The sequence below is a fragment of the Pseudomonas sp. B13(2017) genome (genome assembly GCF_002113245.1).
GTDB lineage: Bacteria > Pseudomonadota > Gammaproteobacteria > Pseudomonadales > Pseudomonadaceae > Aquipseudomonas > Aquipseudomonas putida_Z.
The window spans coordinates 305345-323634 of record NZ_NEJX01000004.1 but is presented as its reverse complement, the minus strand read 5'-3'; the positions used below and the strand labels follow the sequence as shown (position 1 = coordinate 323634).

The window sequence follows — 18290 nt, the reverse complement described above, 5'->3', positions numbered from 1 at the left end:
CACAGCTACAACGGATACGAGACCCCGGTAGCCATGGAGGAAAAACTGAGGGCAGCGGCATAAACCTTAACCGGTGTCCAAAATTACTTGACCAGATCAAACCCGCTCCCACAGAGTTCGCGTCGCGCTTACAAAGCCAGTTAACTTTCAGCGTCACCGACAATGCCGATGGCCCTCATTGGGTGCCCGTGACGCCCAGAAGCGACACCGCGGTCAGCAGGAGATGAACTACGCTTCTGTAACAACACCGCAGATCGAAGAAACATTGCACAAGGTCGATACGGCCGGATGCTGGTGGTAAGGGACTGGCCATTCTTCGGGACCCGGCACCCTCATCGCCATCACCCGGGGTAGCCTCCGTGACAATCAAACAGCCCCTTGCTGCTCTGCTGTTACTCGCCCTGCTGTCTGGTGGTTGTACAACGCCCAATGTCTCTCACGAACCCAGTCAGGCCTTGCCTGCGAACGATTCGGCGTTCGGTCGTTCTATCCAGGCCCAGGCAGCCCCCCATCGGGGCCAGTCGGGCTTTCGCTTGTATTCCGATAGTGCCGAGGCTTTCGCCGCACGCGCCGAGCTGATCCGCAATGCTCAAAGCAGCATCGACTTGCAGTACTACATCGTTCACGACGGCATCAGTACTCGGATACTGGTGCGCGAGCTGCTCATCGCCGCTGACCGTGGCGTCCGCGTCAGGATCTTGCTCGATGACACCACCAGCGATGACCTGGAGCGAATTATCGCGACACTGGCGGCGCATCCGCATATACAGATCCGAGTGTTCAATCCACTGCACCTGGGCCGCAGTACCGTCGTGACGCGTACCATGGGCCGGCTGTTCAACCTGGCCCGGCAACACCGGCGCATGCACAACAAATTGTGGGTGGTGGACAACAGTGCGGCCATCGTCGGCGGGCGCAATCTGGGGGACGAGTATTTCGATGCCGAGCCCAACAGGAATTTCACCGACATCGACATGCTCGGCGTCGGGCCGGTTGCAGAACAATTGGGACATAGTTTCGACCAGTACTGGAACAGTGCCCTGAGCAAGCCCATCGAGCAGTTCATCTCGACCAGGCCGACGACCGGGGACCTGAAAAACCTCCGGGCTCGGCTGGACGAGTCCCTGGAGAAAGTACGCCAACAGAATCATGCGCTCTATCAACAACTGATGAGCTATACCACCCAACCACGCCTGAGTGACTGGCGCAGGGAGTTGATCTGGGCCTGGAACAAAGCGATGTGGGATGCACCGAGCAAGGTCTTGTCGAGTGGCGAGCCAGCCCCGTACTTGTTGTTGGCTACCCAATTGGCACCCGAGCTCAATGGGGTATCCAAGGAGCTGATCCTTGTCTCGGCGTACATGGTGCCCGGCCAACCAGGGGTGGTGTACCTGACCCGTCGTGCCGACGCTGGCGTGTCGATCAGCTTGCTGACCAACTCACTGGAAGCCACCGATGTACCCGCCGCGCACGGTGCTTACGCGCCTTATCGCAAAACCTTGCTGGAGCATGGTGTGCAGTTGTTCGAATTACGCAGCCAATCCGGTGACAATGGCGACAGCGACAGTGGGCTGGGCCTGTTTCATGGTGGATCCTCCAATAGCTCCGAGTCCAGCCTGCATAGCAAGGCGATGATATTCGACCAGCAGAAAGCGTTTATCGGCTCGTTCAATTTCGACTCGCGCTCCTTGTTGTGGAATACCGAAGTCGGCGTGTTGGTCGATGACCCTGAGCTTGCTGGACGGGTGCGCGAACTGGCTCTGGAGGGGATGGCACCGGCTCTCAGTTATCACACCCGGCTGGAAAAGAATCAGCTGGTATGGGTCACCGAAGACGATGGCCAGCAACATACGTTGACCAAGGAACCTGGGAGTTGGTGGCGACACTTCAATTCCTGGCTCAGCAGCGCGATCGGGCTGGAGAAAATGCTATAGCGTGGTTAGATCCAAGGCGCGACGATGATTAGCGCCACTGATCTGCTATTCACGTACAGCACTGAACACCTGAGGTAAATCCATTACCCCAACAGGGTAGGGCGCTTTTCCATCGCCCCTGACTTCTGGGAGTTCAGCATGAAAGCAATCGTATACAACGCACCGCGCGACGTCGCCGTCAAGAATGTTGCCGATGCAAGGATCGAGAAACCTACCGATGCGCTGGTGCGCATCACCACCACCAACATCTGCGGGTCCGACCTTCACATGTATGAGGGGCGCACATCGTTCGAGGCCGGGCGTGTGTTCGGCCATGAGAACCTCGGTGAGGTGATCGAGGTGGGGGCAGGGGTGGACCGCGTCAAAGTCGGTGACTGGGTCAGCCTGCCGTTCAACATCGGCTGCGGGTTCTGCGAAAACTGCGAAAAAGGCCTGACAGGGTTCTGCCTCACTGCCAATCCGGGTGCTGCCGGGGCCGCATATGGTTTTGCCGACATGGGTCCCTACCAAGGTGGCCAGGCCGAACTGTTGCGTGTGCCATACGCTGATTTCAACTGCCTGGTGCTGCCGGAGGACGCCCAGGAACGTGAAGATGACTACGTCATGCTTTCGGATATTTTTCCCACTGGCTGGCATGCGACAGAGCTGGCCGGCCTGCAGCCGGGCGAGAGCATTGCGATTTATGGAGCGGGCCCTGTCGGGTTGATGGCGGCCTATTCGGCAATCATCAAAGGTGCCTCCGAGGTGTTCGTGATCGACAACCAGCCGGATCGTTTGAGGCTGGCCGCGCAGCTAGGGGCAACCCCCATCAACGCGGTCGAGCAGAAGGCTGTGGACGAGATCATGAACCTGACCCACGGCAAAGGCACCGACCGGGGATGCGAATGCGTGGGTTACCAGTGCTGCGACAAGCATGGCCATGAAGCGAACTACCTCACCATGAACAACCTGGTTGCCTCGACCAAGGCTACCGGTGGCATAGGCGTCGTGGGTGTGTTCGTGCCAGAAGATCCGGGTGCGAAGAACGACCTGGCGAAGCAGGGCAAGATGGCCTTCGATTTCGGGGCGTTCTGGTTCAAGGGCCAATTCATCCGCACAGGCCAGGCGAACGTGAAGGCCTACAATCGCCGCCTGGCGCAGCTCATTCATCATGGGCGCGCCAAGCCTTCCCAGATAATTTCCCATCGTTTGACGCTTGCTGAAGGCCCCGATGCCTACAAGCACTTTGATGCGCGGGATGATGGCTGGACGAAGGTGGTGCTCAAGCCTGCTGCCTGACTCGCACCCCGATGCTTCCAGGCAAGGAAGCTCGGCGAGGGAGGCGTTCGTCTGGTGTGCTAACTGGCACCTGCTTGAAACAAGCCCCGAACCACCTCCCTCATCCAGCGATTCCCGCTGTCTTGCTGGTAGCGCGCGTGCCAATGCTGCTTGACCGTGAAGCCCTCCACTGCAAACGGGCAATCGTGCACCTGCAGACCATGCATGTCGGCAAGTGTCTGCCCGATGTGCCGTGGCAGCGTTGCCACCAGGTCGGTCGACCCGACAATCATCCCCAACCCTAGAAACGCCGGCAGCTCCAGCATGATCCTGCGTTCGATGCCGGCCCGCGCCAAACCAGCCTCCAGTAACTTTTGCCCGGTCCCGGCACTGATCTGTACATGCCCCTCGCCCTGGTAGCGCGCCACGCTCATGCCTTTGCCCAAACGAGGGTGTTGTGGGTTGCTCAGGCAGACCCAGTCCTGTTCGAACAACACTTGCTGATACATCCCCGCACCCAGCCAAGGCACAAAGCCGATGGCCAGGTCCGCCTCGCCGGACTCCAGCGCGCTTTCGGTGTTGCCATCTATGCGCGCCGCCTCCAGGCGAATACCCGGCGCATGGATACGCAGGTGGTTGAGGATGCTGGGCAGCAGGGTGATATGGCTGGCATCACTGACGCACAGGCGAAAGCGACGCTGGGCCGTGGCCGGAACGAATTGCGGCTCCCAGGTAGTCAGGCGCCGCAGCGATTCCAGCACCTCGCGGCATGGCCCGATCAACTGGTCTGCCCGCGGGGTAGGGGCCATGCCCCCGGGGGTGCGCACGAACAGCGGGTCGTTCAGTTCTTCACGCAAGCGCCCCAACCAGATACTCACGGTAGGTTGACTCTGGCCGAGCTGTTCAGCGCTACGGGTCACGCTACGGCAGTGGTAAAGCACATCGAACAGCTGCAGCAGCTTGGGATCAGGCAAGGCATCGAGCGTGCTCATTATTGCGAAACTCAATAAGTGTATTGAGGCCATTGTATAGCCGAAATAAGCCTCGCTGCATAAGGTGGTCGCAAACCACAGGAGGTCTGCGATTTGAAAATCTGCATTCTGGGCGCCGGCGCCCTGGGTTGCGCCATTGGTGCGGCCTTGAGCGAGGCGGGGCACGAAACCTGGCTGTTGAATCGTGGCCAGGCGCATGTCGAGGCGATGAATTTGCGCGGGCTGCGGGTGCAGGATGAACGCGGCGAGCGGCAGGTCCGGGTGAAGGCGGCTTGCGACGCGGCAACCGTGGGCGTGGCCGACCTGGTAGTGGTGCTGGTCAAGTCGTTCCACACCAGCGAGGCGATTGCCGGTGCCAAGGCGCTGATCGGGCCGCAGACGCTGGTGCTATCGCTGCAGAACGGTCTTGGCCACGAAGACATCCTGGCCGAGGCCGTGGGGCGTGAGCGGGTATTGGCCGGCAAGACCTACGTCGGTGGCGTGCTGCTGGCGCCGGGTTCGATCCGTGCCGGCGTGGCAGGCAAACACACCTTCATCGGCGAGCTCGACGGCCAACGGACCTCGCGTGTGCAGGCCATCGCCGAGGCTTTCAATGGCGCCGGGCTCGCCACCACAGTCAGCGACAACATTCTCGGCACCATGTGGGACAAGCTGCTGGTCAACGTCGCGACAGGCGCGCTCAGCGGCATCACCATGCTCAGTTATGGCCAACTGTACAGCGAGCCGCTGCTGGAAAGCACCGCCAAGGCAGCGGTCAGCGAAGCCATCGCCGTCGCCGAGCGGGCCGGCATCCGCCTGAGCCTCACCAGCCCGGACGCTGCGTGGTACCTGGCAGCTGAAGGCCTGCCGGCAAGCTTCCGTACCTCGATGCTGCAGAGCCTGGAAAAAGGCTCGGTCACCGAGATCGATTTCATCAACGGCTCCGTCGTGCGCTGGGGCCAGCGCCACGGCGTGGCTACGCCGGTCAACGCGACCCTGGTTGCCTGCATCAAGGGTATCGAGCGCGCCATGGCCGATCAGCAGAAGGGAAGTAATCCATGAGCCAGCCGAAAGCCTACCTTGAACACGTTGCGTTCTGGGTGCGGGACATCCAGTGGCACATCCGCTTTTTCAGCGAGGTGTGCGGCATGACCATGCGCGAGATGCAGGGTGACGCCGAGCAGCCTGCGCAGTACTGGACCCTTGGTGGCCTGCAGTTCATCCACCAGCCGGACTTTGCCGGCCCGGAAGGGCGCATGGCACACCTGGGCATCATGTGCGAGGACCTCGAAGCCGCGTTGGCCGCCGCACAGCGGTTCGGCGTCAGCGAAATGCCTCAGGGCCGCAACTGGCTGCGCCTGCCTGACGGCCTGACGGTCGAGTTCATTCAGGCATTGCCGGCGAAATGCGTCGCCCAGGCACTGGCCATCGACCCACGTGCAGAGGTGGTGGCATGAGCGTGGTGGAAAAATACTGGGACGATGCCTGCGAAGGCGATGAATGCATCAGCCCCACCTACACCGTTACCCGCGAACGCATCCTGGCCTACGCCGAACTCACCGGCGACCACACCCCGGTGCATGTCGACGAGGCGTACGCCAACGCGAGCCACTTCGGCTGCCTGGTTGCCCATGGCCTGTTCGGCCTGTCGATCGCCGACGGCCTGAAGACCCAGTGCGAATACCGCTTTGTACCGGGCATGTCGCTGGGCTGGACCTGGGACTTCGTGCTGCCGATCAAGGTCGACGATGTGCTGCACGTGCGCATGCGCGTGGGGGCGATGCGCCCGAGCAACAGCCGACCGGGCTGGGGCATCGTGGTCTTGCCGTCGGAACTGATCAACCAGCATGGCGAAGTCGTGCAGCGTGGCGAGCACCGGCTGATGGTGCCGAGGAGAGTGCAGGCATGAGCCAGGCATTGCCATTGGCGGGTATTCGCGTCATCGACTATAGCCACTTCCTGGCCGGGCCCTATGTGGGCCGTTGCCTGGCAGCACTGGGCGCCGAGGTGATCAAGGTCGAACGGCCGGGCAGCGGCGATGCCGGCCGCCAGCACGCGTTTACCCTTGATGAACAGCAGAGCGGTTACTTCCTGCAGCTGAACATGGGCAAGCAGGGCGTCAGCGTGAACATGAAGGACCCGCGTGGCAAAGCATTCATGCAGCGCCTTACCGACTCGGCCGATGTGTTCATCGAAAACTATCGCCCCGGCGCCCTGGACAAGCTGGGCCTGGGCTATGCCGAGCTGTCAGCGCGCAACCCGCGTCTGGTGTACTGCTCGATTTCCGCTTACGGCCACACCGGCCCGGATGCCCACCGCGCCGGCTTCGGGCTGATCGCCGAGGCCAAGAGCGGGATCATGCAGATGGTCGGCGTGCCGGGCGAAGCGCCGCCGTTGCTGCGCATTTCTTTGGGTGACATGTACACCGGTATCCATGCCGTGGCGGCGATCAATGCGGCGCTGTTGGGCCGGGTGAGCAGTGGTCGTGGCCAGCACATCGACATGGCCCTGTACGACACGCTGGTGTCGATGCATGAATACGCGGTGCAGTGCTACACCTTGTCCGATGGCACCGTCCTGCCCGAGCAGACCGGCCATGACATGCCCACCTCCACCCTGTACGGGGTGTTTCGTGCGGCTGATGGCGACCTGGTAATCGCCGCCCAGGTCGACGACGCCTGGAAGCGCTTTGCCGCGATGCTCGAAGCCAACGGTGGCCCGCCCGGGTTCGGCAGCGACAGCCGCTACCACAGCCTCAATGGCCGCAACGCCCACCGCCAGGCGATCCTGGCCGTGGTGCGTGACTGGGTTGGTGCGCGCCGGGTAGCCGATATCCTGCAATTGCTCGATGACATCGACATCCCCAGCGCCAAGGTTCAACGCATCGACGAGGTCGTGGCTGACCCACAGATCCAGGCGCGCAACATGGTCATCGAGCAGCAGCACCCGCGCTACGGTACCTTGCGCCTGCCCAACCTGCCGTTCCGCTTTTCCGAGTGCGACACCACGATCCACCAAGTGGCCCCGGACCTCGGTCAGCACAATGCCGAAGTGGCCGCCGGCCTAGGTTTCAGCCCTGAAGAAATCACCGCCATGCAGGCAGACGGTGTGCTGTTCACCCACGGAGATGCACGATGAGCGACCGCTATGCAGTGATCGGCCGACCGATCAACCACACCAAGTCCCCGTTGATTCATGGCCTGTTCGCCCAGGCCAGTGGCCAGTGCCTGGAGTACGGCGCCATCGAGGGCGAGCTCGAGGGCTTCGAGGCCCAGGTGCTGAACTTTCGCAACGGTGGCGGGTTGGGCATGAACATCACCGCGCCGTTCAAGCTGCGCGCCTTCGAGCTGGCTGACCAACGCAGCGAGCGCGCACAGCTGGCGCGGGCGGCCAATGCATTGAAGTTCGAGAATGGCCGTATCTTTGCCGAGAACTTCGACGGCATCGGCTTGCTGCGGGATATCGAGGAAAACCTCGGTGAACCACTGGCCAATCGGCGGGTACTGTTGCTCGGCGCCGGTGGCGCGGTACGTGGTGCATTGCTGCCGTTCCTGGAGGCGGGGCCAAGCGAACTGGTGCTTGCCAACCGTAACATGGCCAAGGCGCTCAGCCTGCGCAACGAACTGGACCACCCAAGGCTGCGCATCAGCCGTTATGAGGAGCTGGAGGGACAGTCCTTCGACATCGTGGTCAATGCCACTTCCGCGAGTCTCACCGGCGAGCTGCCGCCGCTACCTCAAGGCGTGCTGGGCGAGACGCGGCTGGCTTACGAGCTGGCGTATGGCAAAGGCCTGACGCCGTTCCTGCGCATGGCCAAGGCGCAGGGTGTGGGGCGCCTGGCCGACGGTGTCGGCATGCTGGTCGAGCAGGCCGCGGAGGCTTTCGCCTGGTGGCGCGGGGTGCGGCCCGAAACCCGGGCAGTGATCAATCGCCTGACCATTCCACTGGAGTAGGATCCCGCTCCTATGGAACTCCACATAACTCCCTGATTTAGCAGGGACCCTGTGGGAGCGGGTTTACCCTGGTGCCAGTCAGTTGAGCGATTTGGGGCCGCTTTGCGGCCCATCGCCGGCAAGCCGGGCTCCCTCAGGTACGGCGCAGACCTCAAGATTTTCGCGGTCTCTGTGGGAGCCCGGCTTGCCGGCGATGGGCTGCGCAGCAGCCCCAAAAGCTACGGGCCTGTTGATTTTGCACAGTTTCAGATTAATGTAGAGGTACAAACATATTGTGTTGAGTACTCTACATGATCAACTGGTCGCTACTGATCCTCGGATTGCCGACGGCCAATGCCACCGAGCGCATGCGTGCCTGGAGGAGCCTGAAGGCCTCCGGAGCCGCAGTGCTGAGGGATGGTGTTTACCTGCTGCCCGAACAATGTGCGGGTCGGGAAGTTTTCGAGGCAGTCGAGCGCGACGTGCTGGCTATCAACGGCACCGCATTTCTCCTGTCGCTGCCTGAGCGTGAAGAGCGCTTCAGCAGGCTGTTCGACAGGAGCGACGAGTACGCCAGCCTGATGGAAGAAATTGCAGGCTGCAGGGCCGAGCTGGCGCCAGAGAATGCGCTGCAGACCGCACGGCAGGTGCGCAAGCTCAGAAAGGCCTTCAGCCAGTTGGCGGCGACCGATTTTTTCCCGGGCGTGCCCAAGGCACAAGCCGATGCGGCGCTGCAAGAGCTTGAAGCCGCGATTGGCCGCGCACTGTCTTCCGATGAGCCGAGTGCCCACGACGAGGCGATTACCCGACTGGAACGCAACGACTACCAGGGGCGCCTTTGGGCCACCCGCAAGCGCCCATGGGTGGATCGGCTGGCATGTGCCTGGTTGATTCGTCGCTTCATCGATGCCGACGCTCGATTCATCTGGCTGGACAGGCCTGAAGACTGCCCGGGCGATGCGCTGGGCTTCGATTTTGATGGGGCCAGGTTCAGCCATGTCGGCCAGCGGGTGTCCTTCGAAACCCTCATCGAGAGCTTTGCCCTGCAGCAGCCGGGCCTGGCACGCTTGGCCGCAGTCATTCACTATCTGGATGTGGGAGGCAACCAGCCCTCGGAAGCCCCAGGTATCGAACGTGTCCTCGCGGGCTTGAGACAAAGCATTGGCGATGACGATCAACTGACAACGGTCGCCGGGGGTATCTTCGATGGCCTTCTGACGGCTTTCGCGAGTGAGGAAGCGCAAAATGGTTGATAGCACCTCTGCAGTGGGCGAACAGCCACCATCGCAAGCGGTTCAGCGGCCGGTCGGACTGTTCGAAGCATTCCTGTTCTGGCTCAAGCTGGGCTTCATCAGTTTTGGTGGGCCCGCCGGGCAGATCTCGATCATGCACCAGGAACTGGTCGAGCGCCGGCGCTGGATCAGCGAGAAGCGGTTCCTGCACGCGCTGAACTACTGCATGTTGTTGCCAGGCCCCGAGGCACAGCAACTGGCCACCTACATCGGTTGGCTCATGCACCGCTCCTGGGGCGGGGTGATTGCCGGCGTATTGTTCGTATTGCCCTCGCTGTTCATCCTGATTGGCCTGTCCTGGGTCTACATCGCCTTTGGCGAGGTCCCGGTGGTGGCGGGGGTCTTCTACGGCATCAAGCCTGCAGTCACGGCCATTGTCGTCCACGCGGCGCACCGGATCGGCTCGCGCGCGCTGAAGAACGGCTGGCTGTGGGCCATGGCCGCAGCGTCGTTCGTGGCCATCTTCGCCCTCGATGTGCCGTTCCCGTTGATCGTGCTGGTTGCCGGTATCGCAGGCTATGTGGGCGGTCGCTTCGCCCCCGGCAAATTCGTGATCGGTGGTGGTCATGGGGCTGCCAGGAACAGCTACGGCCCGGCCCTGATCGACGACGACACACCAACGCCTGAGCATGCGCGTTTTCGGGTGGGGCATTTGCTGCGTCTGGTGCTGATCGGCGCCGTATTGTGGACCTTGCCCATGGGGCTGCTGACACTGACGTTTGGCTGGGCCGGCACTCTGACGCAAATGGGCTGGTTCTTCACCAAGGCCGCACTTTTGACCTTCGGTGGCGCCTACGCCGTCCTGCCCTATGTGTATCAGGGCGCCGTCGGGCATTACGGCTGGCTGTCACCCACTCAGATGATCGATGGCCTTGCCTTGGGAGAAACCACGCCAGGACCATTGATCATGGTGGTGGCTTTCGTCGGCTTCGTCGGTGGCTACGTGCATCCGATGTTCGGTGAGCAAAACCCGTTCCTGGCCGGTGCAGTCGCGGCCAGCCTCGTCACCTGGTTCACCTTCCTGCCGTCGTTCCTGTTCATCCTCGCCGGTGGCCCGTTGGTGGAGTCGACCCACAACGAGATGAAGTTCACCGCACCGCTGACGGGGATCACGGCCGCGGTCGTGGGGGTGATCCTGAACCTCGCCATGTTCTTCGGCTATCACGTGCTCTGGCCAAAGGGTTTCAGTGGGGCGTTCGACTGGCCTTCGGCGTTGATCGCCATTGCTGCCGCAGTGGCCCTGTTCCGCTTCAAGCGTGGCGTGATCCAGGTACTGTTCAGTTGCGCCTTGGCCGGTGTGGCGGTCCATATGTTGCGTGGTTGATACCGGTTGCCGGCCGACATCGTCGGCCGGCTTGTCACGAATCAGAAGGTGTAGGTCACCCGCCCGAAGTAATACCCGCCGGTAAAGCCATAGGGCGAGTACACCCCGTATCCCTTGACCATGGTCTTGCTGCTCGGTGCCTGGCGCTCGGGGTAGATATCGAACAGGTTGCGCGCCCCGATCGCCAGCTCCAGGTCCTTGGTCAACTGGTAGCCTGCATCCAGGTCGGTGATCCAGCGCGCTTTGTACTCGCGGTCCAGCGAACGGTCGTTGGCGGCATTCACCTCGCGCCAGGATCCGTAGCGGGTCAGCCCCAGGTTGACCCGGTAGCGATCCAGGCGCCAGTTGCCGCCAAGGATCAGCTTGGTGTGCGGTTGTACCTCGGTCAGCAGGTTGCGCGCCTGGCGATTCATCAGCTCGTAGGGCGTGCCAAGGATGTTCACGCTCTGCTTGTAGTCGAGGATCTCGGTGTCGTTCCAGTTGAAGGCCGCCGTCCACTTCACCGTCCCTGCACCGCCCAGGTCCTGGTCGTAGCTGCCCACCAGGTCCAGGCCCTTGGTGCGGGTATCGGCGCCGTTGGTGAAGTACTGGCCGCCCGAGGTCGAGTCGATACCGTTGGCGAGCAGGGCCTGGGTGACCTCGGGGCCGAGCAGGGTACCGGTGAGGGTGATGCGGTCGCGCACGTTGATCAGGTAGGCATCGGCGGTGAAGGCCAGGCGCTCGCCGGGCTGCCAGGCCAGCCCCAGGCTGTAGTTGGTGGACTTCTCCGGTTTCAGTGGTTCGGCGCCCAGCGCCTTGGCGGCGGCCGAATCCACCGGCAGCACGCCATAGTTGATCGACTGGTACACGCCGTCGACCACGCCGTAGGTGGTGGAGCGGGCGCTGAACAGGTTGTTGGCCAAGGACGGCGCGCGGAAGCCGTTGCTCACCGTCGCCCGCACGGCCAGTTCGGGGGTCAGCTCGTAGCGGGTGGTCAGCTTGCCGCTGCGGGTGGCCCCGATATTGCGATCATAGTGCTCGTAGCGCAGGGCAGCGCCCCAGTACCACTGCGGCAGCGGGTTGAAACCCACGTCCAGGTAACCGGCGTAGCTGTTGCGGCTGGCACTGGCGGCCTCGGCGGGGGAGATGCCGTTGGTGACCTGGGCGCCGGAGGCGGCGCAATTGCCGGGCGCCTTGCAGTAGCCACCGTCGGCCCAGCTGGCCCAGTCGCCAGCCTGCACCTGGTAGGTATCGCGGCGCTGTTCCAGGCCCCAAGAGAAGTCCAGCGGCTTGGTCAGCCCAACCTCGAAGCTGCGGTGCAGGTCGAGGTTGCTGGTCAGTTGCGAGCTGACCCAGGTGCCGGATTCGAAATGGTTGGGCGTGGCCTCGCCCAGTGACGGGTTCTGGTTGTTCCAGGTGCCCTGTTCGGCCTCGTTGCGCCCGTAGGTACTGGACAGGTCCCAGTCCCATTCGCCGGCCAGGCCCCTGGCGCCAAACGCCGCCTGGTAGTCGTATTCCTCGATGTACCAGGTGGGCGTGTAGCCCGAGGGGCGTCCGTTGGGCCCGGTGGTGATGGTGTTGACGATGGTCGGCAGGCGGAAGTTCTGGCCCTGCTCGGCCTTGCGGTACGACCAGGTGCTGAACGAGTAGAGCGTCAGGTCGTCCTGCAGCGGCAGTTCGGCGTTGTAGCCCAGGGTCAGAAGGTTGATCTTCGGCGTGCCATAGCCGCCGTAGGTAACCTTGCCGGCGCGGTCCAGGGCTTCGGCCTGGCTGTAGCCATTGGCGCTGGCCTTGTTGTCGTCGTTCTGGCTGCGGGCGTCCAGTGCCAGCTGGACGATGCCGTCGCGGCCGATCTCGAAGCCCTTGTTCAGGCTTTGCTGCACGGTCTGCTTCTTGCCGTCGTAGCCCTGGCCCGCAGTGGTCACGGCGGTGCCGCTGGCGTCGGCCTTGAGGATCACGTTGATCACCCCGGCGATGGCGTCGGAGCCGTATTGGGCGGCCGCACCATCACGCAGCACCTCGACATGGTCGATGGCACTGATGGGAATCAGGTCGAGGTCGGCGGGGGCTGCGCCGGCATTGATGCCGCTGATGTTGAGCGTAGCGCTGGTATGGCGGCGCTTGCCGTTGACCAGCACCAGCACCTGGGCAGCGTTGAGGCCGCGCAGGTTAGGGGCGCGGGCCATGCCGCTGGCGTCCCAGCCGGTCTTTTCCGGCAAGGTCAGCGACGGCACGCTGGCGCTGAGGGCTTCCATCAGGCCGGGCTTGCCGGTTTCCTGCAACTGCTTGGCGCTGATCACGTCGATGGGCACCGGGCTGCTGGTTACGGTGCGTTTCTCGCTGCCACGGTTGCCGGTGACGATCACCGTGCCCAAGGCCTGGGCGGCGGGCTCCTCGGCCAGGCTGGGTGCGTTGTGCAGCCCGGCGGCCAGGGCCACGCCGAAAAAAGAGGCAGTTTTAAAAGCTGGCTTCATGCACGCAGTTCCTTGTCTGGCATGGCTGGCGCACTTACGGCGCCTTGGCCGCGATCGCGTCTATTTCCACCAGCGCGCCCGGCAATGGCAGGGCAACCACCTGGATGGCGGTGCGGGTCGGTGTACGGGGTTGCTCGGCGGTGGCGAAGAACTCGGTGTAGGCCGCCTGCAACCCGGCGAAGTCGAGGGCGCCGCCGTTGGCCGGGTCACCTACCAGGAACACCCGCAACTGGACGATGTCGCCAAGGTCCAGGCCCTGGCTGTGCAGCGCCGTGCGCAGCTTGTTCAGCACCGAGCGGGCCTGGGTTTCGGTGTTGCCCAGCGCTGCAACGCTACCCTTGGGCGCCTTTGGGTCGGCCACGTCGGGCAGGGTGCCGCTGATGAACGTCAGCTGGCTGCCGGCCGGTACCGTGACCAGCTGCGAGATGGGGAAGTTCGAGCCGGGTGGCGCGATGCGCTTGATGCCGTCGGCGTGGGCGTTGAGGGTGAGCGACATGAGTACTCCGGCAAGCAGAAGAAGACGAGGCATGGGGGTGGTTCCTTGCAGGTCAGGCGGCAACGCCGCGGGTGGTCTGGCTGGCGTGTTTGGCAATCAGGCCGACCACCCGGCGGGCGGACTCGGCGGCACTGTTCTGCCAGATGCCCACGCCGCCATGGGCCAGGGCGTCGCTGGCCAGCCAGGTACGCCCCTGGGGCTGGTTGAGCAGGTCGTAGCCGGGCTGGGCGACTTCGTCGTGGACGATCCACGGCGCTTCGCTGAAAGGGATCTTCGACCAGTTCACCACCACCGGCCTGGCCAGCTTGTGGCTGTGGCCGGGGTGCAGCGATTCCACCGCCTGGCGCGAGGAGGCGACCTGGGCCTGCAGCGGCTTGGCGGCAAACTGCTGGGCCACCGCGCCCGTGTTGTAGGTGGCGACCAGCACACCCTGGGCGCTGTTGAGGTGATCGCTGGGGTACCACAGGGTGCGGGCTTCGTGGTTGATGTAGCTGAGCCCGCCATAGATCTGGAAGTCGGTTTCCCAGAAGCGCGGCGACTGCCAGGCCACCTTGTTGGCCTTGTCGCCTTCGGCGCTGGCGATGGCCTGCCTGAAGGCCTTGTCGAAGTTGTTCGGTAGCTTGGCCAGCAGTGGCAGGGGCAGGGTTACGATGGCGTAGTCGGCCTGTTCGACGTGCTGCTGGCCGCTCTTGCGGTCGCGCCAGACCACCTTGGCACCGTTGTCACCGGTGTCCACCCCCAGCACCTCGGCGCCCAGGCGCACGCTGTCCTTGACCTGGCGATAGAACGCCTTGGGAATCTGGTCCATGCCGCCGACCGGCTGGAACATGGTCGAGGAGAACTCGGGGATTTCGTCGAACACCAGCGGCAATAGCAGGTTGCTGTCCAGCAGTTGGTCCAGCGGCACTGGCTGGCGCTGGATCGGGGTCTGGTCGCCGGCGCCGGCGAAGCGGGTGTAGCCGGCGCGTACCGAACCGCGGTACTGCTGCTGGCTGTCGAGGTCGCCGTAGACCTTGAGGAAGTCCAGCAAGGCCTTGCGCTGGCTGCTGTCGAGCTCGGCATCGAGGGAGTTGCGGCTGACACTGCGCGCCAGCAGTTCACTGAAGTGCCCGCGGGTGTCGTTGACTGCCTGGCGCAGCAGCAGCGGCGGGCGAGCCAGGTCTGGCTGGGCCAGGGCGTTGCGGCTGCTGTTGACCAGCACCTGCAGCTCCACGCCCAGCTCACGGCAGTAGCCGAGGATGGTCAGGTGATGGCTGGGCAGGCGCGCGGCGCCGGCGTTGAAGAAGTGGCCCGGGTCGAACTCGACGGTTTGCGAACTGCCGTCGTTGTGCTCGACGCGGTCGCCCTGGCGCAAGGTCCAGACCCGGCCACCGACCCGCTCGCGGGCCTCCAGCACGGTGACCGAAAAGCCGGCCTTGCGCAGCTCGTAGGCGGATACCAGGCCGGAAATACCAGCGCCGACAATCACCACGCGCTTGCCGTTGCCGCCGCTTGCGGCCAGTTGCAGGGGTTGGAAGGTGGCAGCCAGGGCATTCTGCCCCAGCGCGCCCAGGGCTGCCGAATAGCCGCCAATGGCGGCGAGGCGGGTGATCAGGTCTCTACGGGACAATCCCATGTCGCATGCTCCGAGAAGGTTGGGTTCGGATGTGCGCAACGGGCGGATCGAAGGGAGGGACCCGACGGCGGCTGGCACAAATCCATTTGCCTCCGCCATGTTGGGGTCGGTTTACAGAACCTAATGGACTTTCACGGTGCTGTGAAAGGCTTTTTGGTTCTATATTAATTATGTTTATTGCTGATAAAGCTAATCAGTAGAAATGCGTAATACTGATGTTGAAGCGGGTGCATCGAGGCGTCGAACCGCCGCGAAGCCCGCTCTCATAGAACTGCACATAACTCATTGAATTAGCAGGGACCCTGTGGGAGCGGCTTTAGCCGCGAACACCGGCGCAGCCGGTGCCATGCACAGTGTTGGATTCTTCGCGGCTAAAGCCGCTCCCACAGGGTACGAGGATCGCTTGCGAATTCAGTTATCTGTGCGACAGCGCGGCCCAAAGGGCTGGGGCGACGAGTCCTGTGCAGTTCCGTGAGCGCGAGCTTGTCCGCGAAAGGGCCTGCACAGGCGGCAGGGCCTATGCAGAACGCGTACTGCGTCCTGCCTCACGCTGGGCCACCAGCGCGCGGATCCGCGGAATCAGCTCCTGTCCGTACTCCACGGCATCGCGCAACTGCTCGAAACCACGGAACAGGAAGGTGCTCACACCCAGTTCGTAGTAGGCCAGCGCCGCTTCGGCCACCTGCTCGGGCGTGCCCACCAGTGAGGTGGAATTGCCGGCCCCGCCGCCCAAAGCTGCGATTTCGGTCCACAGCCGGGTATCGTGCACCTTGCGCTGGCCGGCCAGCTGTACCAGGCGCTCGGAGCCGACATTGCTCTTGCCGAAATTCTTCTCGCGGCGGTTGCCCTGGCGGATGCCAATGCGCTGCCTGGCATCGGCCAGGATGCGTTCGGCCCGCGCCCAGGCCTCTTCCTCGGTGGCCCCCAGGATCGGCCGCAGCGACAGGCTGAAGCGGATGTGATTCTCCCGCCCGTGGCGGGCTGCGGCCTTGCGCACCTGGGCAATGCGCTCGCGCACCTGCTCCAGTGGCTCCCCCCACATCATGTACACATCGGCGTGTTTCGCCGCGACCTCCACCGCCGCGTCCGAAGCGCCGGAGAAGTACACCGGTAGCTTGCCCACCGGCTTGACCAGGGTCAGGTTGTCTTCCACCCGGTAATGCTCGCCGTGGTGGTCGAACGGTGTGGTCTGCGTCCAGGTGTTGCGTAGTACCTGCAGGTATTCGTCGGTGCGGGCGTAGCGGGCATCCTTGTCGAGAAAGTCGCCGTCGCGCTGCAGGTCGCCGCTGTCGCCGCCGGTGATCACGTTGATCGAGGCGCGGCCGCGGCTGAGCTGGTCGAGGGTAGCGAACTGGCGGGCGGCGAAGGTTGGCGCCTGGAAGCCGGGGCGGTGCGCCACCAGCAGGCCGATGCGCTCGGTCAGCGCGGCTACGTAGCTGGCCAGTATCATCGAGTCCGGCGCGCTGGTGTTGACTGCCAGCAGGGCCTTGTCGAAGCCGGCGTATTCCTGGGCCTGGGCGAAGGCCTTGATGAAATCAAGGTCGACCAGCGGGCCGCGCGGGGCCTGTGATTCGCTGCTTTCCTGGGGGCCGATGAGGCCGATGAATTCTAGGCTCATGCAATGGAACTCCTTTTCGTGTGGGGCGGATTCAGGCAGCTGCGATCTGCCTGCGGCGCAGCGTGTTGCGGTTGGTCGGAACGCTCAGGCCAAAGCTGTCGCGCAAGGTGCTGCCGCTGTATTCGCTGCGCACCAGGCCGCGCGCTTGCAGCAGGGGCACCACCAGCTCGGTGAAATACTGCAGGCCATCGGGCAGCAGCGAGTTGATGATGAAGCCGTCGGCGGCGCCGTCTTCGAACCAGTCCTGCAAGGCGTTGGCGACCTGCTCGGGGGTGCCGGTGAAGTCGCGTCTTGGGCGCGAGAAGCGCAAGGCCAGTTGGCGCAGGCTCAGGCTTTCGTCGCGGGCCAGTTGCTTCAACTGGTCGGCGGTGCCCTTGTGGCTGTTGTCGCCAAGGGTGCCCAGGTCGGGGAACGGTGCATCCAGCTCGTGCTGGCTGAAGTCGTAGTCGTTGAACGGGCGGCCGAGGGCGACCAGGGCGTCCTCGATGCTCACCAGGTCGACGGCCTGCTGGTAGCGGCGCTCCACCTCTGCTTCGTCGCGGCCGACGATGGGGCGGATGCCCGGCAGGATGAACAGCTGGTCCGGGTCGCGGCCATGGCTTGCGGCGCGTTGCTTCAAATCCTGGTAGTAGGCGCGGGCATCGCTGAACGACTCGGGGTTGACGAAGATTGCATCGGCGTTCTGCGCGGCGAAGTTGCGCCCGTCCTCCGACACGCCGGCCTGGAAGATCAGCGGCTGGCCCTGGGGCGAGCGCTGGATGTTCAGCGGGCCCTTGACCTTGAAGAACTCGCCCTTGTGGCCCAGGGTGTGCAACTTGGCCGGGTCGAAGAATTCGCCGCTCTGCTTGTCGCGGGTGAAGGCGTCGTCTTCCCAGGAGTCCCACAGGCCCTTGACCACCTCGACATGCTCGCGGGCGATGCGGTAGCGCACGGCGTGGGGTGGGTGCTGGTCCTTGCCGAAGTTGTCGGCGGTGCCCGACAGCCATGAGGTGACCACGTTCCAGCCGGCGCGGCCGCCGCTGATCAGGTCCAGCGAGGCGAGCTGGCGGGCGACCTGGAACGGTTCGGTATAGCTGACCGTGACCGTGGCCACCAGGCCGATATGGGTGGTGACCGCCGCCAGTGCAGAGAGAATGGTCAGCGGCTCGAAGCGGTTGAGGTAGTGGGGGCTGGAGCGGGCATGGATGTGCAGGCTGTCGGCGATGAAGGCGAAATCGAACTTGGCCGCCTCGGCCAATTGCGCCTGCTGCTTGTAGAAACCGAAGTTGACGCTGGCGTCGGCCAGCGCCTCGGGGTGCCGCCATTCGCCCCAGCCGTGGCCTACACCGTGGATCATCGCGCCGAGATGGATCTGTCTTTTGCTCACGTTCAATACCTCTTGCCAGATAGGCCTCAATG

General features: G+C 63.6%; 15 protein-coding genes. 9 read left to right on the top strand and 6 right to left on the bottom strand.

Annotated elements, in window-relative coordinates:
- Nucleotides 1–359 precede the first annotated feature (359 nt).
- Together CAG44_RS08590 and CAG44_RS08585 are read left to right on the top strand one after the other, a co-directional pair.
- Nucleotides 360–1934 (top strand): phospholipase D family protein, encoded by a 1575-nt coding sequence (locus CAG44_RS08590; RefSeq protein ID WP_085691926.1) that lies wholly within the window; start codon nucleotides 360–362, stop codon nucleotides 1932–1934.
- Nucleotides 1935–2072: 138 nt separating this feature from the next.
- Nucleotides 2073–3212 carry a glutathione-independent formaldehyde dehydrogenase gene (locus CAG44_RS08585; protein WP_025339478.1) on the top strand — a complete coding sequence of 380 codons (1140 nt, stop codon included), beginning with the start codon at nucleotides 2073–2075 and terminating at the stop codon, nucleotides 3210–3212.
- Nucleotides 3213–3271: 59 nt separating this feature from the next.
- On the opposite strand, the gene CAG44_RS08580 is transcribed toward CAG44_RS08585, so the two are convergent.
- Nucleotides 3272–4183 (bottom strand): LysR family transcriptional regulator, encoded by a 912-nt coding sequence (locus CAG44_RS08580; RefSeq protein WP_085691925.1) that lies wholly within the window; start codon nucleotides 4181–4183, stop codon nucleotides 3272–3274.
- Between the two features lie 93 nt (nucleotides 4184–4276).
- On the opposite strand from CAG44_RS08580, the gene CAG44_RS08575 reads away from it, so the two are divergent.
- The 7 genes from CAG44_RS08575 to chrA all read left to right on the top strand — a co-directional run bounded on the left by CAG44_RS08575 (nucleotide 4277) and on the right by chrA (nucleotide 10710).
- Nucleotides 4277–5224 carry a ketopantoate reductase family protein gene (locus CAG44_RS08575; RefSeq protein WP_085691924.1) on the top strand — a complete coding sequence of 316 codons (948 nt, stop codon included), beginning with the start codon at nucleotides 4277–4279 and terminating at the stop codon, nucleotides 5222–5224.
- Complete coding sequence (locus CAG44_RS08570; RefSeq protein ID WP_085691923.1) at nucleotides 5221–5619, top strand: VOC family protein; 399 nt, start codon at nucleotides 5221–5223, stop codon at nucleotides 5617–5619. Before CAG44_RS08575 ends, CAG44_RS08570 begins: the two co-directional genes overlap by 4 nt.
- Complete coding sequence (locus CAG44_RS08565; protein ID WP_075045462.1) at nucleotides 5616–6071, top strand: MaoC family dehydratase; 456 nt, start codon at nucleotides 5616–5618, stop codon at nucleotides 6069–6071. The genes CAG44_RS08570 and CAG44_RS08565 overlap by 4 nt, the downstream gene beginning before the upstream one ends.
- The gene (locus CAG44_RS08560) at nucleotides 6068–7300 is read left to right on the top strand and encodes a CaiB/BaiF CoA-transferase family protein (protein ID WP_085691922.1); all 1233 of its coding nucleotides are present in this window, start codon (nucleotides 6068–6070) and stop codon (nucleotides 7298–7300) included. The genes CAG44_RS08565 and CAG44_RS08560 overlap by 4 nt, the downstream gene beginning before the upstream one ends.
- On the top strand, nucleotides 7297–8115 hold the full coding sequence (gene aroE / locus CAG44_RS08555; protein WP_085691921.1) for a shikimate dehydrogenase: 819 nt from the start codon (nucleotides 7297–7299) through the stop codon (nucleotides 8113–8115). The genes CAG44_RS08560 and aroE overlap by 4 nt, the downstream gene beginning before the upstream one ends.
- A gap of 290 nt (nucleotides 8116–8405) precedes the next feature.
- The gene (locus CAG44_RS08550) at nucleotides 8406–9347 is read left to right on the top strand and encodes a chromate resistance protein ChrB domain-containing protein (RefSeq protein WP_143493840.1); all 942 of its coding nucleotides are present in this window, start codon (nucleotides 8406–8408) and stop codon (nucleotides 9345–9347) included.
- Complete coding sequence (chrA, locus tag CAG44_RS08545; protein WP_085588194.1) at nucleotides 9340–10710, top strand: chromate efflux transporter; 1371 nt, start codon at nucleotides 9340–9342, stop codon at nucleotides 10708–10710. The genes CAG44_RS08550 and chrA overlap by 8 nt, the downstream gene beginning before the upstream one ends.
- A gap of 41 nt (nucleotides 10711–10751) precedes the next feature.
- Here the strand turns inward: chrA and CAG44_RS08540 are convergent, their stop codons facing one another.
- The 5 genes from CAG44_RS08540 to CAG44_RS08520 all read right to left on the bottom strand — a co-directional run bounded on the left by CAG44_RS08540 (nucleotide 10752) and on the right by CAG44_RS08520 (nucleotide 18258).
- A complete protein-coding gene (locus CAG44_RS08540) occupies nucleotides 10752–13163 on the bottom strand; it encodes a TonB-dependent siderophore receptor (protein ID WP_085691920.1) in 2412 nt (803 codons plus the stop codon).
- Nucleotides 13164–13197: 34 nt separating this feature from the next.
- Complete coding sequence (locus CAG44_RS08535; RefSeq protein WP_085691919.1) at nucleotides 13198–13692, bottom strand: RidA family protein; 495 nt, start codon at nucleotides 13690–13692, stop codon at nucleotides 13198–13200.
- Nucleotides 13693–13711: 19 nt separating this feature from the next.
- A complete protein-coding gene (locus CAG44_RS08530; RefSeq protein WP_085691918.1) occupies nucleotides 13712–15274 on the bottom strand; it encodes an FAD-dependent oxidoreductase in 1563 nt (520 codons plus the stop codon).
- 517 nt (nucleotides 15275–15791) lie between these two features.
- The gene (locus CAG44_RS08525; RefSeq protein WP_085691917.1) at nucleotides 15792–16892 is read right to left on the bottom strand and encodes an LLM class flavin-dependent oxidoreductase; all 1101 of its coding nucleotides are present in this window, start codon (nucleotides 16890–16892) and stop codon (nucleotides 15792–15794) included.
- 31 nt (nucleotides 16893–16923) lie between these two features.
- On the bottom strand, nucleotides 16924–18258 hold the full coding sequence (locus CAG44_RS08520) for an LLM class flavin-dependent oxidoreductase (RefSeq protein WP_085691916.1): 1335 nt from the start codon (nucleotides 18256–18258) through the stop codon (nucleotides 16924–16926).
- Between the last annotated feature and the right edge of the window lie 32 nt (nucleotides 18259–18290).